Here is a 15084-nt window from a genome sequence, read left to right on the forward strand (position 1 = left end):
CTGCGCCCGCCTTGGGGTCAGCGGTGCGGATGTGAAAGCCATCGGGTGAATGGGCAGTACATCCGATCAATCGTTTATGTCGGATTTACGATAGAAGACCGTAGTATCACCGGCGATCATGGGAGGTACTGCGGAAATGCCGCGGATTACACATGCCGACATATCGGCATCCACCAGAAAGCTGCTGCCCCCCAGCAGCCGCCGGCGCTTCGCGATGTCGATCGCCGCGCTGACATCAGCGGCCCTGCTCGCCACGCTGCTGGCAACACCTGCGCGCGCGACGGTCACCCAGGTGTTCCCGACGCCGGCTTCGGAGCCGCAACTCGAGGCCGGCATCGCGGAGACTGTCACTGGCTCCGGAGATCTCCCCGGCACGGGCACTTATGACTGGTCCGGCGGCGTGACTGTCGTCAAGGGCGCGGCATACGTGATCGACCGAGGCCGCATCGCGCGCGTGAATCTCACTTCCGGGCAGGTCACGACAACGGCGGGCGTCGCCGCCCAGGAAGACTGCCGCGACGCCGCCACGGGCGCGGATGTCCGGTTCTACAACCAGGGCGAATTCCGCATGGCCGGCACCGACGGCACATTCATCTACACCGTCGGCTACTGCGGCCTGCAGCGTGTCGATCCCGACACCGGCGCGACCGTCACCTTCCCCCAGTACTACAAGCACGCCTCGGTGGCCGGGCGTTACCTCTACGCGGTCAACAACTCTGGTCAGCTTTTCCAGCACGACCTTCAGGACTTCCCCAACCGGCGCCAGATCGGCCAGGTCAACGCGATCACCCCCATCGCGGCGGACAACGACAGCGTCTGGTACTCCCAAGGCACCCTGCTGCGCCGCGTCGACATCGCCACCGGCGAGGACGTCACCGTCACCACCCGCACGGGGCTGCCGGGCCAGGTACACCGCATCCAGACAATCGGCGGTTACCTCTACGCCGCTGTCATGCAGTCTTACGCTGGCCTGTACCAGCTGGTCCGAATCTCGAAGACCGACGGCGAACCCCAGCAGATCGAGGGCGGCAACGAGGGCCAGCGCGGCTTCAACTTCACTAAGATCACCGGTATCGCCGCCGACGGCCAGAAGCTTTACCTCGTCGACAGCGCGCCCACGGCCACCCACCTCAAGACGATCACGCCTACCGGAGTGCGTACCTTCGCCAACATCTCGGGCCCGCAGCTCGGTGCCGGTATCGCGGAAACCCTCACCCGCTCCGGAGACCTCGCCGGCACCGAGACCTGGGAATCATCCGGTGGCGTGGCCGTGGCCGGCGGCGCCGCCTACGTCATCGACCGCCACCGCCTCGCGCGGGTCAACCTGACCACCGGCGAGGTCACCACCGCCGCCGGATCGGCTGCTGAGCAAGGCTGCCGAGACAGCGCCACTGGTGGCGACGTGCGGCTCACCAACGCGCAGGAACTCCGCATGGCCGGCACCGACGGCGCCTACATCTACCTCACCGGCCCGTGCGGGCTCCACCGCGTCGACCCGGGGACCGGAGCCACCAGCACCTTCGCCGGCGGCTACCGGTACGCGACCGTAGCCGGGCACTACCTGTATGGCATGACCACCCGGAACGAACTCTTCCAACACGACCTACGACACATCGCCAACCGCCGCCGCCTCAGCACCGGCTTCCCGATCACCGCGATCACCGCGGACACCGACAGCATCTGGTACCTGCTAGCCGACGGCCTCCACCGCCTCAACATCGCCACCGGCCAGGACGTAACCATCCCGTCCGCGTTCCCCGGCGGGCTGAACCGCCTGCAGTCGATCGGCGACTACCTCTACGCCAACCTGCACTTCGCCCGCGACTCCTCCAGCCCGCACCAGCTCGTCCGGATCGCCAAAGCCGACGGCAAGGTGCAGCACATCGATGGCGGCGACCGAGGCCAGGACGGCTTCAACTTCAACAAGATCGCCGGCATTGCCGCCGACGGCCGCAAGCTTTACATCGTCGACAGCCAGCCGACGGTCACGCATCTGAAGGTCATCACGCCCACCGATATCCGCACCTTCGCGCCCCCGGCCGCAGGGCCTGAGCTCGACGCAGCGGTCGTGTCCACCGTGGGAGGGATTTCACTACTGCCGTCTCCATACCTGTCGCTGCAGACCGGCGGTATCGCCATGCTCGGTAAAAGCGTGGTCGCCATCGACGGCCGCCGGGTAGTCCGGGTAGACCCCGCCACCGGCGCGGTGACACCAATTGCCGGCGACCAAGCAGCCACCGGCTGCACCAATAGTTCCACCGGCTCCGCCGTCCGGTTCGGAAGCCACTTCCTCAGAATGATGGGCACCGACGGCGTCTACATCTACATCGTCGACACCGAATGCGGGCCCCGCAGAATCGACTCCACCACCGGTGCCACCACCTACATCGCACCCGACAGGTACGACTACGGAACGGTAGCCGGCGAGTTCCTGTACGCGATCTCAAACAGCGGAACGATCTACCGGCACGACCTACGCAGCCCCAATCAGCGCACCGAGATCGGCACGACGCCCTATCCCGGACCGATCGCCGCTGACAGCGAATACGTCTGGCATCTGGACGGCCGTGGCGGCACGCTCTACAGCATCGCCCTCGACACCCTCCGGGCGCAGACCACTGCCGCCAGGCTTCCCGTCTGCAGGGGATACTGGGCCTGCGACGGACCTGGCAGATACCGGCCGCCCTCTGTCCTCGTCTCGGCAGGAAACTCGCTGTACGCAGGAATCAGAAGTGCATCCGCCCCCTATGGCTTCACCACTCTCGTCGAGATTGGCAAGAGCAGCCTAATCGTCAATGAGGTTGCCGGCACTCAACAGTCCGTGCAGCAAGATGGAGGCGCAGACCACGCCGGCTTCTCCAGCATTGTTGGCCTAACTACTGCGGGCGACACCCTACTGATTGCCGACTCCACTGAAGCCAAGACAGTGATCCGGCGCGCACAGGATCCGTTCACTGCAATCGATCGCCTTTTAACTCCTCCAACCAACTCGGTACCGAAAGCCGGCACACGGTCCATCGATATAGGCGGCCCTACCCAGCCAGATGCCCCGATGAATTCCATCGACATCAGGAACAACTACACCCTGGTACCCGAGGGAAATCCGATGGATTTGATACCGGAGGGCTTCGAGGCGGCGTACGTACCCGGCCCCTCCGGCAAGGTTCTGACATGGGACCCGCAAACACAGCTCTGCACCTCCAATTGCGGCGAAATATACACTTTGTCGCACCGCCTCTACGAGAATGAGGGCGGGGGCTACACTTGGTGGCACGCCCTGCGCAGCGAAATAACCGGACGGACGCCGGAATATTTCGAGGCCGATCTTGTCAAGACTATTGTCGACTGGCAGCGAATATTCAATCTTGACGGGACCGTCAGGAAAGACTTCACCGCATCCTACATCGAGGCATATTGCGTCGAGAATGCCAGGGACATCAACGACTGCGACACGGCCAAGACAGAGTCCGCCGCGGAGACCGTACTCAAGTATGTTGACATAACGACGTCCATCCTGCAATTTCTGCACACCCTCCCAGGTGGGCGCCAACCGATGCTCAACGAAGAGCAGCTCGCCATGAAGTTCCGGCTCCAAGGATTGGCCGCCAAGGCCTGCAGATCGGTACCGCGCGGATCGCTGTCCAAATCAGCCTGGGGTGAACTCGTTCACGAAGAGTTCGAGGACCTCGTGCAGATTGCCAGAAAGACAAACCCTAAGTTGTTCGGCGAAACCGCCTACTTCAGCGGTAAAGGGATTCCCAAACCACCAGGCCCCCGCCAGTACGACCACAGGTATCCAGATGCCATATTCGGTGCCACGGAGGACACGCCAGAGGTTGTGTTTGATCTGAAATCCGGCCTTGGGCTTATCCGCAGGGAGTGGGTCAGGGACCTGTTCAGGGAGTTGCCGTTCGGATTCGACGACATTCCCGTGGTAAGACTCTACTGCCCGTAACATGAGAATCGGAATTTCGGAGACTCGTTTGCGCACCGACCTGTGGCGCGCCTGCGCACAGCAGTACCTCGCCCCACACCTACCCGGAAGCTGGACGGTATCTGGCAGCCTGCTCCACCACAGCCAGAACGAATGGATCATCTGCGCGCTGTACGTGAGCCAATACAGCAAGGCGAATTGGTTCACCGTCGAGCGCCTAGTACAACTTCTGCCGATTCCGGCAACACAACTCGAAGGGCCATTCTTTCATACCCTCACGAATGGCCCAGAAAATGAGCCACTAGTAGTTCCAGAAAACGTCGAACTAGCGGCACCAGTCATGACCCGAGTGCTGAACATTGTCCAAGCCGAGGCCATGCCCTACTTCAAGTCAATCGCCACAATCGACGGATATCTAACAGAAATTTGGGAGAGAAGCCACTCCGCTCCTGCCAATTTTTACCATCTAGAAAAGATCTGCTACATCTTACTCCTAAAAGATGATGTCACCGGTGCAAGAGAGGCTTTCCTGCGGGCGGTCAACAGTCCCGCAACAAATCGGTGGCCAGAAGCCGCAAACAAGCTAAAGAAACGCATGTCGCGCGTAATGTCTCTTGCCGAATCGAGCCCGGACCTCGCAAAGGTATTGCTGCGCGAGTGGTCGTCTGAATCATGGAGGAATATCAGCGGCGGAACGTTGAAACCACCCGACTAACGATTGACGATGCAGGCCGGCCCACGCTCGCGCACCCCGGCCTGCATCGAACTTAGTAGCACGGCCGCCATTCTTGATCATGACCAGAAAACGAGGGCTAGCCTCGGCCCCTTCGTTAAGGGTTTATCCAAGGGCCGGGCAGAAATGAAGAAGTGCATTCCGATCAGGCAATAGGGCTTGCTGAGGGTCCACATTGTTCTGTCACGAAAGGCACTTGCAGGGTGCAGACTACCGCAACGCGTCCGAAGGTTACGGTGACCGGCGGCGGCCGGGGTGTGGTCGGTCATGCAGGTGCCCGGCTGCTCACCGATCTGGCGGACGCGACCGGTCTGGCCAGCGCGTTCGGTGATGCTCTCGCCGGGTTGCGGCAGCGGCAGGGCGGGCATGACCCAGGCCGGATCGCTGTCGATCTCGCCGTGACGCTCGCCGATGGCGGTAAGGCGATCGCGGACCTGACGGTGCTGCGGGATCAGCGGGCCTTGTTCGGGCCGGTCGCGTCGGATCCGGCCGCGTGGCGGCTGCTGTCCCGGCTCGACGAGACCTCCCTGGCCGCGCTGCGGGCCGCCCGTGCCCAGGCTCGTAAACTTACCTGGGCCCAGCACGCCGACGTCCGCGGTGACCTGCCCCAGGCTGCGGTCGCCGGGCGGCAGGTTGACTGGCTGGTCCTGGATATCGACGCGACGATGGTCATCTGTCACTCCGAGAAGGAAGCAGCGACCCAGACCTGGAAGGAGGCGTTCGGGTTCCATCCATTGCTATGTTTCCTGGACAACACCGGTGAAGCCCTCGCCAGCCTGCTATGTGAGGGCCGGGCCGGATCGAACACCACCGACCACATCACCGTCCTGGACCAGGCCCTAGCCCAGATACCCGATGACGTCCGGCACGGGACCCCGATCCTGCTGCGCTCGGATGCGGCCGGGTCCACGCACGGCTCCTCGCCCACACCCGGTCGCTGCGCCAGGAGCATCATGACATTCGGTTCAGCGTCGGTGCCGCGATCACCGTCCCCGTCCGGGAAGCGATCCAGGCCGCCACCGACTGGGTTCCCACCATCGATACCGACGATGACATGCGTGAACACGCCGAGGTCTGCGAGATCACCGGCCTCCTCGATCCGGATGGCTGGCCTGAGGGCACCAGACCGGGTTGTCATCCGGCCAGGGCAGGACCTGTTACAGCAGTCGCGGGACCCCACGATTCGGGTGAGGTACCTGCGAAGGGTCAATCCAGCAGCGATGCCGCGTCGCTGGTGCTGCCGGGCTCGATGCATCCAGTCTGGGCTTGTCTCGCGTTCAGCGGTCAGGCAACGGAGCCGTGGTGGAGCGCCCATAACGGCACCGCTGGTTCCAGATCCAGCCTGGCCCTCAGCACATGTAGCCGGACGGGCGCTGGCAGGTCCACGCCGCCTCCCGCGGCGACCACCGCTGGTACCGCGTCCTGCACGATGACGCCGTCACCGACGGCCGCCGGGCCGGTTCTGCCGCCGCGGCCCATTCAGTCCCGTGAGCAGCGCGAGTTCCGATGCAAGTGCCCACCGTGCGGGATTTATCCGCCTGCGGGCTGTCGGCCGGTCCCACTGTGGATGCGGCCTTGCGCTGTGGTCCCTCCGCCGAATCTGGTGGAGGGGCCACAGCTGGACGCCCTCGGCGTGCAGGGGGATGCAGGCGAGGACATCCAAGGAGGGGTTCGGCCACAGCGTAGGCAAAATCGACCATCGTGTAGGCCGAACGACTATCCGCCAACCCACAAACGATGGGCGACCGTACCCGCGGCCGACCTCGGGCTGCAGACCGCGTCGGGCGAGCGGGACGGCGTGTGCCGTGACCGATCCGGTATGACACTCGACGGCCGGGCCGGTCGACGCGTCGATGCCGAGCCCCTAGCCTGAACCCTTGTGGACGTCCGGCGTCGGAAGGCGGAACTACCCGTGGACACCGCCCTCGACGTGACAACAGCCGCGGACGGCACCCTCGTCATCGCCCCGCACGGCGACGTCGGCGCCGATGACGCGGCGTGCTCCGGCAGACTCTTGTCCACGCGGTACGCAGGACACGCCCGCTACGGCTGGAGGTCGCGCTGGCCGACATCGGCACCATCGACTCGATCAGCATCGGCACCCTCGCCGCAGTCTGTGCCCTCGCCGACGTGCACCACGTCGCGGTCTTCTACACGCATACCTCCGGCCGCTCGCGTCGATGCTGACCGCGGCCAGCGTGCCCACACACCGCATCCGCTCGTAGCACGCACCCTCCGGCCTGTCCGCGCGCCGTCCGCGAAGCCATAGCCTGTCGCAGCTCGCCGGAGGCGGGCGGAGAAGCTCGGCCCGTGGGTGAGAGCGCTACCTGGTACGGCGCAGAGCCGGCCACTGGTATCCGCATGCGTTGCACCGTACCGGCGGCTGACGGCGGTAGTGGCGGACCCAGTGCAGGCCGAGGAGGAAGCCGAGAACAACGGTCGGGCCGAGCGTGAAGAGCAGCGGCAGATTGTCATGATTGCCCTGCTGGAGATCGGTGCAGCCGCCGATGGTGACGATCGGCCCGAACAGGGAGGAGAAGATCACCAGCATGACGCCGGCGAAGTTGCGCCAATGACCCGCCGCCGAGGTTCCCCGCACGATCTTCGTGTGGTCGCCGCACTGCGGGCAGGACAGCCGGGGCGGGGCCACCACCCGGAGGAAAAGCCAGAACGCCGCGACGAGGACGCCGGGTACGAGCTCCCAGGCGAGTTGATCAGGATGCCGCACCGCGAAGACGACACCCACCACGCAGGCGCCACCGGCGAAGAGGAAGAGCAGCGCGCGCTTCACACCAGCCTGGTCCATGTCCACAGCAGAGCACCCGGACCCTGCACCCTGGCATCGGCCCGGACGGCACCGTGCCCTGGCCAAGAAGAGCGAACAGTCACCCGACGCGGTATTCCATGCCGCCAGGACGCGCTGAGGCGTCGACGACCCGGTCGGCGAAACCGCTGCCCTACCGTCTCGGCCCACAGCACACAGCCACGACTCCCGCCGCTTGCCGGCCACATACCGTGGCAGGCGCGGCTCCGCACCGGGCGGGTGAACCGGATGCAGCTCACCCGCGGCGGCGGTCGGCCCAGCGGGCAATGGGGTCGTCCAAGATGCTCTTCGTGACCCACGGCCCAGCCCCGTCGCGCGCTCTGCGCGGCGTTCGGCCGCACCGTGGATGTCCGCGTCGACCGTGGCCGAAGCACGGTCTCAAGTCCCCGGCACCCGAATCGCACCTGTTCTTCCAGGTCAACGGCACCGCCGTGACAGCTCAGGCACAGGATGAGCCGCGAATCTGGGTATCAGCTCGACCGGCACGGTGCCGGTCCCAGGCTGAGGGAAGCAGGCACCTTTTGAAGCTCAAGAAGATCGGTCTCGTCGCCGCCAGCACCGCCGCGGCCGGAATCCTCGTGTTCGGCGGGGCCACCCTGGCCAGCGCCGCGACCGCGACGCCCACCCCGTCCGCGTCCGCGGACTCGTCGAACGGCACGCCCGGCCAGGGTCACGAGCACACCGACGTGACCGGCGACGAGGCCACGAAGGTCACGGCCGCGGTCACGGCGAAGGACTCCACGGTCACCGTCACCAGCGTCCGCAAGGACCCAGACGGCTCCTACGACGTCTTCGGCACCAAAAACAGCGACAAGGCCATGTTCGAGGTCTCCGCCGACCTCAGCACGGTCACGCAGGGCACCGGCCGTGGCCACGGCGGCGGGGGCGGCGGCCGGGACGGATCGACGGACACGGCGGTGACCGGCGACGAGGCCACCAAGGTCACCGCAGCGGTCACCGCGAAGGACTCCACGGTCACCGTCACCAGCGTCCGCAAGGACCCAGACGGCTCCTACGACGTCTTCGGCACCAAAAACAGCGACAAGGTCATGTTCGAGGTCTCCGCCGACCTCGGCACCGTCACCTCGCAGACGGCCTGGCCGGGCAAGGGCCACGGCCCGGAGCAGGGCACGCCGGACAGCGACCCGAGTGCGACGCCGAGCACCAGCCCGACCAACTGAACCGTCGCCTCGCCTCGATCGGTCACCGGCCAGGACACTGGGCTGGCGACCGGGGTGCGACACATGGCCATGCTGCTGCACTCACCACTCGGGCCGCGCCTGGCCGGCCCCGGTGTCGACGTGCGGGCATACATCGGGTGGAGGCAAGTCGAGCCGTTGCGGCCGTTGCCGATCGTGGATGTCCGCGCGGCCGCCGCAGGCGGTCTCGATCCGCACCGGCGACCTCGGACGAGTCCGAGCCGTGGTGCAGGAGTTCTCCTACCACCACAGCAGCGTGACGATCGCGCCGACGCCCACATTCGAAGCGTCCGTCCGGTGGTCCGCATCAGCGATCTCGCCATCGGAGACCCTGTCCTGCAACACCGCGTCCACGCGAACCTGGGCACGCTCGTCGCCTACCCCGTCGCCATGGTCCCTTCAGGTCTGCGGCGCTGGCGGCAAGGAACATCAGCATGGACCGCCGTGCCGGGTCGGGCCGCGATCCTCTATCCGGATGGGCCGGTCATGCCCGGCTGCCGGGCCAACAGCGGCGCGCAGACGATACTCGATCGTGTTATGTCCGTCGACCGCGCGATCCGCTCGCCGTAGTCCCCTACCGGGAGACCCTGGTGACCAGGAGCCAGCAGCCACACATCCTCGATCTCGCAAGGGAATCGGGGGCAGCACGTCGGAGATAGTGCCGATCACCGCCGTGATCATGCCGCTAGCCTGCTTGCGAGGATCGCGGGAGCCGCGCGGCGAAAGAATCGATGCGGTCCTTCGGCCCTCCGACAATCGCTCCTACTACCCGCGGTGTCGGCGGGGTTGGTGACCAGGTGCTCGGGCGATGACAGCTCAGATGCCGGCACGGCGACTATCGTGCCGGCATCTAGGAGAACCATGATCTCGGCATCTTCCGTGCCGGGGATCGCGCCGGCGACGGAGCCGCGCCGGCCGTCAGGTTCTATACGCACCCGTCGGCCGACGCGGACCGGACCTGTCGGATCTGCCATGTGGTCAACGATACGTTGACCACATGACGGAGACGTATATGGGTGTAACGCTCACCGCACGGTGAGTGGTCTTGAGCGCCAGATTGGTGCGGTGGCGGGACGGCGCCGACGTCTTTGCGGGAGACTGAGTAAAGGGCGCCGCCCCTGTGCAATATTACCGTGTCTGATTCGCGGGCTACTCGCGGTCGAGAACGTCGCCGTCGCCCGACTGTTCGTGTGGCGAGCGTCGTTCCCGCGGTGCCGGCTGTATTTACGTGACGCGGCCGTATCCCGGAACGAGCGCGAAACCGTCCTTCCGTCCGAACGGCTTGCACGGTTGCGGCGGGCCCGCTCTCGCCGGCCCAGTCAGGCCGGTGTTCACACGGCACGGATGAGCGCGGGCGCAATGCGACCGGGTCCGATTCTGCGGCCGTCGGGAAGAGTCGTACAACCGCATTTCTCGCAGAAGTGGCTGGCTGCCCACAGCCGCCGCGCGGCGATCATCGTCGGCCCGATCCCGCGCTCCGTTCGCCACAGAAGGGCGCCTATCGCGCCGCACGGCAGGACGAGCCCAAGAGACATACAGACCAGCAGGCCGACGCCACCCGTGTGTTCACCCGTCAGCACCGACAGGGCAGAGACGACTGCGGCCAGCGCGAGCCCGCTGACGCCCACGAGCGCGACGATCGCCGGCAGCACCCATGATCCGGGGGCTCGTGGCGGTGCGAGCCGCGCGCCGAGGTCCGTGATCGCCACGCCGGTCTGCGTGTGCTGCCAGCTCATGCCGGTGGCGCTCACGGAGGAGGTCCGGGAGGAGTAGGCGAGCCGGCTGCGCTCGTACAGCACCGGCACACCGATCAACGCGCCACCACATGCGCAGCCACCGGTACTCGGCGCGGGCGGGCGGGGAGTCGGTCCGCGGTCGCGTGGAGACGCCGCCTGGCTCGTCGTCGGCTCATACCCGGCAGGCATCGCTCTCACCCCATCGACATTCTCAGGTCTCCGGATTCACGGTAGATCCCGACACGCCATGACCGACAGTCGGATACCGCGCGGCACTACGCCCGTTTTCCGCATCAGCTCCCTGCGCACACAATCTGTCACGATCGCATCGCGGAGAGCATAAATTTGCTCACTCGTACGTTTCGGTGTCGGATTTGGGCCGTTCTAGAATAATTAGCCCGGATAGACAATCGCCAGAGCGCATAAGGTTGGCGACACATTGCCTGCCGACAGGCTGACGCACGTCCTGCCGACGTGATCCTTCGCGGCACAAGTGGCCAATCGCCGCGCATCCACGCGGCAGATTAACGCATCGCGGCATTCGATCCCACATGACGTGTTCCGCCGCTCTGTTCCTGACAGCATCTTTATCGTGATCGATGTCGGTGAGCGCGTGTGCCGCACGGCGGATGCAGCGCCCCGTTCAGGTCCTCGCCCGTGTTCTCGGGCACCTAGTCTCCCGTCGGGCGAGCGTTCAGGCGACCGTGACGTCGATCTGGGGCTTGACCCGACGCTGGGTCACCTTCGACAGCCGTCCATCCTGTTCGAGCCGTTTGAGGATCCGCAGGTGGTGGGCATCATTGGGGAACGTCGGTGTCGCGTCAGGGGTGGACAGGTCGGCGTACGGGCCGCCGAGGTGCGCGAGGACGGTGAGGATCTCATCGGCCGAGAAGGTGTTCTCGGGCTGGTCGACCAGCGGAACCACCAGCTGCGCATCGTGGGTTGCCTGGGCGATCCGCTCCAGGTGGGCGGGCGTCACCGGCACCTGGGCTGTCGCGGCGAAGCGCCCGGCGGCCCGCAGCGCATCGTGGTGGCCGGTCGGGACGAACTCGTCCAGCCGGGACAGGACGGTCTGCCGGAGCGTCTTGCTGATAGAGGTGCTGCCCAGCAACCGGGCCGTCATGTCTGGGTCGAGCAGGGCGGGCGTGACGAAGTCGGCGAAGTTCGCCGAGGACTCGATGCCGTGCCGGATGGTCTCCCAGTCGCTGGTGGCGAATCGCTGGAACACCCCGGCGGTGTCGTTGCAGATCCGTTGGCGGAGCAGTTCGCCGAGCAGCGGGCCGTTCTCCTGCTCGATGTCGCTCGCGGCGACCCACTCGGTCAGGTCGAGCGAGGCGACCAGCGCGGCTCGGGTCCCGGGGTCGGGGATCGTCTTGCGGCTGCGAAGGATCGCGACCGCGACCTGCATCTCCTGCGCGCCGACGGTATCGGGCTCACCGGCGCGAGCCGTGATCGCGCCCGCGTCGACGAGCAGCCCGGCAAGGTCGGTGTCGACCTCACCGGTCTGGTCGATGTAGGCGGCGGTGTTGGTCACCGTCGCGGGGAACCGCCGGGAGCGGGCCAGCGCGGGCCAGACCTGCGCGGGTACGTCGGCGATGTCCTCGATCCGGCACGTCTGCGCCGCCTGGCGGCAGGCACGCTCCGTCAGGCCGGTCTCCCAGTCGGAGATGTCGGTGACGATCTCTGCGAACGTGCCGGGGTCCGCGACCGTGACCGTCGTGGGCGCGTCGGTGTCGACCGCGTCGAGGTAGTCGGCGGGCTGGGCGACGCAGTAGTCGTAGACGGTGGAGTCGATCGCTTTGATGGTGTCCAGGCTCAGAGTCGGCGGATCGTGCAGCGCGCTACGCAGGTTTCCGCTGGTGATGGTGTACATGCTGTCGGCGACGACCAACGCTCGAACGCCATCGTCGAGGACGGCCAGGTCGTCGATCACCACCCGGGCCTGCCCGAGCAGCGCGACCGCGTTGCCTGCCGAGGTCGGGTCAACGGGCTGGGTCAGGCAGGGCAGGCGGGTGTAGTTGTCCTGAAGGTAGGTGGTCACAGGCGCATCGATCTGCCAGCCGAGGTCCGGGCCGGCGTGCGCGACGGCCACGTCAACCAGATCGAGACGGCGGTCCGGCGGCAGATCCGCCGCCTCCAGGATCCGGCTCAGGATCGGCGACCATGTGCCGGACAGGTACCGGACGGCCTCCGCGGCCTGCTCTCCGCCGCTCAGGTAGGCCTGGAGGAAGTCGCGCTCGGCTGGGCCGTCGATCCCGGTCAGGCGGCCGAGGACGGTCCGGGCGCCGGAGTCCTGGTTGGCCAGCAGATAGTCCAGGATTTCGATGTTGTAGGCGCTGTGCAGGTCGAGGAAGTCCGCCTTGGTCTCCCGCAGAACGCCTGCGACGTTGGCCATTCCGCCGAAGGCGTAGTAGGTGTCGGGGACGTTGGGCTGGACGTGCTGCACGATGAAGTTCAGGGCGCGGGCGGAGACGCGCTCACCGTAGTAGTGGGCCACGTAGAGTGCGAAGTTCTGGTCGATGAAGCCGCGCCGGATCAGGTCACGGGCGACTTCGGAGCCGATCGTCTTCTTGAGGAGTCCCTGGAAGGGGACCTCGACGTCGCCGCGGACAAGGGTGAAGGCGGGGTTCGCGGCGAGGTCGGCGAAGTCGGCCTTCCGCAGCTCCGCGATCTCGGCGTTCACCTGCTCACGTTCGGCGTCCAGTTCCTGACGCTCGCGGGAGTCCCAGTCGTCCAGGTCAACCTCGGGCAGGAGGAGCTCGCGGATGTCGGTCACCGGGATGTGCACCTGCTGAGGCGAGCCGTAATGATGCGTGAGGGTCACGGTCAGCCCGTTTCCGTCGGCGATCACCGCCCGCCAGAATGACGCGGTGCCGGCCTGGGCGGGAGTGAAAGCCTGAGTGCCGATCGCATAGTCAGCGCGGGTGTAGTGGCTATAGGGGGTGGAGCGCCGGAGGGCGTCGACGTACCAGTTCAGGCGCCGGCCGAGCTGTTCAGGCTTGTCCTGGAGGGCGCGGGCGAGCGTCTCGGAGCCGGCGATCTCGCTGAGGCGGGTGCGCCGTTTCGCAATGGACTGATTCACCAGGGCGCGGCTGAGGAAGTAGAGCATGTCGAGGTCGCTGCGGCCCAACGCGATCTGCTCGAAGTCGCCGAGGTGGATGTTCTTGTAGACCATCATCGCGAAGACCGCGTCGGCGCGCAGCTGGGGCACGCCCTGCTTCGCGGTGATCAGGCGGGCGGCGAACACCACGTACTCGTTACGAACATTCGTCAGCAGCCGCATGTCGACGATGTGCCGGCCGACCAGGTCGACCAGGTCCGGAGCCACCGGAACGACGCCCTGCGCGGCCAGCAGACCGGTGAGCAGATCCCGTGACGTGCGGTGCGTGATGAACGGCACCACCGGCACGACCAGGTCGAAGAACTTCGTCCGGTTCGCCCGCACCGCCTCCGCCGAGGCGGCGTCGTCCGGCCCCGTAGTGTCGGCGCCCAGGCCCTCGAAGATGCTGTCCTTCAGCGCGTAGATGAACCGGAACGTCCGGCGCCGCGCCGCGTGCGAGGTGTTGAGTAGTGTGTTCAGCTCGCGCAGCGCCTCGAAGATGTGCGGGTCGTCGAACCGGTCGAGGTCCTCGAAGACGACTACGTCGTACGTCGTCGACTCGAAGAAGTAGATGATCTCGTCGAGGTACTTGTCGAAGTAGCTGACCTCTTGCGCCCCCAGCGCGATGGTCGCGCCGGCGGCGGACACCGAGGATAGGACCCGGTTGTGCAGGGCCTGCCTGACCCACGTCAGCGCGGCCACGATCAGCAGCCCGAACAGCAGGACCGCACCGGCCCTCACCGGCCACGGATGGTTCTTGGTGGCGCCCGTCAGACGGGGGAAGTCGCCGAGGAGGAACAGGATCAGCCCGACCGCCGTGACCTGTGCCGTCGCGACGATGACGCCCCGGAGAAGGTGCGGCTTGTCGATGCGCCGGAAGCGCGACCGGGGTAGCACCCGCTGCGGCTGGCTGTGCAGGAGCTGCTTGACGAGCTCTCGCTCGATCCGGTTGGTGGTCGACTCCTCCTCCCCCTCCGTTTTCTCCTCCCCCTTCGAGGAAGGGCCGAGGGTCGACAGCGAGAGGTTGAGAGCGCGTCGCGAATGCTGGTCGGTGAACTTCTTCAGGATGCTGGACTTGCCCGCGCCGTACCGGCCGGTCAGCGCGATGTTGCGCACGTCCGGCCGCTCCAAGGCGGCGTTCAGCCGTACGAGGTACTCGTCGTGCTGCTCCGGCTGGAATTGTGGCGTCAGCGGAAGCAGGGCGACATGCTCCTCTCCAGGCTTCGGCGAGCCGGCCCACCACGCCTGCAGCCGTTTCCACCCGCGCACCTTCTCCCCTTTCCCTCCGTGACCAGCAAAGACTAAGGGAGACCCCGGCATCGTCCACATGCGGCTGTCACCGCCGCGGTGATCCCCAGACCGTGCCCACGAGCCCATGCCGGGACGAGGCCCCGCGCGCCCGGCGCACCCCGGAGGCCGGCCAGGTCTCCAGCACGAGCACCCGCGCAGAGGATGGCGCGCTCGGCAAGCGGTCGTCGTGGACGCGGCCGATCGGACGGCCAGCACGCGCAGCAGGACCTTTAACCCAACCCGCGGGATAGCGACCCGGCGGGGGGGG

The 15084-nt window shown here is 66.3% G+C and carries 8 protein-coding genes and 1 pseudogene; 6 read left to right on the plus strand and 3 right to left on the minus strand.

What is annotated here, in order from left to right:
* Window positions 1-118 precede the first annotated feature (118 nt).
* The 4 genes and pseudogenes from OP04_RS08915 (at window position 119) to OP04_RS55495 (ending at window position 6854) form a co-directional block, all read left to right on the plus strand.
* Window positions 119-3955, plus strand: coding sequence for a hypothetical protein (locus tag OP04_RS08915; RefSeq protein ID WP_157239539.1), 3837 nt, complete (start codon window positions 119-121; stop codon window positions 3953-3955).
* Window positions 3956-3983: 28 nt separating this feature from the next.
* Complete coding sequence (locus tag OP04_RS53110) at window positions 3984-4649, plus strand: hypothetical protein (protein WP_157239541.1); 666 nt, start codon at window positions 3984-3986, stop codon at window positions 4647-4649.
* Between the two features lie 221 nt (window positions 4650-4870).
* A pseudogene (locus OP04_RS51510) lies at window positions 4871-5793 on the plus strand (transposase); the annotation flags it as partial.
* An 872-nt stretch (window positions 5794-6665) separates the two neighbouring features.
* Window positions 6666-6854, plus strand: a complete 189-nt coding sequence (locus OP04_RS55495; protein ID WP_232323514.1) for a hypothetical protein — start codon at window positions 6666-6668, stop codon at window positions 6852-6854.
* 136 nt (window positions 6855-6990) lie between these two features.
* Here the strand turns inward: OP04_RS55495 and OP04_RS08930 are convergent, their stop codons facing one another.
* Window positions 6991-7473, minus strand: a complete 483-nt coding sequence (locus OP04_RS08930; RefSeq protein WP_157239544.1) for a hypothetical protein — start codon at window positions 7471-7473, stop codon at window positions 6991-6993.
* Window positions 7474-8012: 539 nt separating this feature from the next.
* Between OP04_RS08930 and OP04_RS54550 the strand changes: the two genes are divergently transcribed.
* Both OP04_RS54550 and OP04_RS53115 read left to right on the plus strand, forming a co-directional pair.
* Window positions 8013-8672 carry a hypothetical protein gene (locus OP04_RS54550; protein ID WP_063746568.1) on the plus strand — a complete coding sequence of 220 codons (660 nt, stop codon included), beginning with the start codon at window positions 8013-8015 and terminating at the stop codon, window positions 8670-8672.
* A 63-nt stretch (window positions 8673-8735) separates the two neighbouring features.
* Window positions 8736-9260, plus strand: coding sequence for a hypothetical protein (locus OP04_RS53115; RefSeq protein WP_157239546.1), 525 nt, complete (start codon window positions 8736-8738; stop codon window positions 9258-9260).
* Window positions 9261-10021: 761 nt separating this feature from the next.
* Here the strand turns inward: OP04_RS53115 and OP04_RS08945 are convergent.
* The gene (locus OP04_RS08945) at window positions 10022-10504 is read right to left on the minus strand and encodes a hypothetical protein (RefSeq protein ID WP_157239548.1); all 483 of its coding nucleotides are present in this window, start codon (window positions 10502-10504) and stop codon (window positions 10022-10024) included.
* Window positions 10505-11120: 616 nt separating this feature from the next.
* Entirely contained in the window at window positions 11121-14855 is a 3735-nt protein-coding gene (locus OP04_RS08950; RefSeq protein WP_157239550.1) for a YobI family P-loop NTPase, read from the minus strand.
* Window positions 14856-15084: the final 229 nt, after the last annotated feature.

It is taken from the genome of Catenuloplanes japonicus (assembly GCF_000717135.1).
GTDB lineage: Bacteria > Actinomycetota > Actinomycetes > Mycobacteriales > Micromonosporaceae > Catenuloplanes > Catenuloplanes japonicus.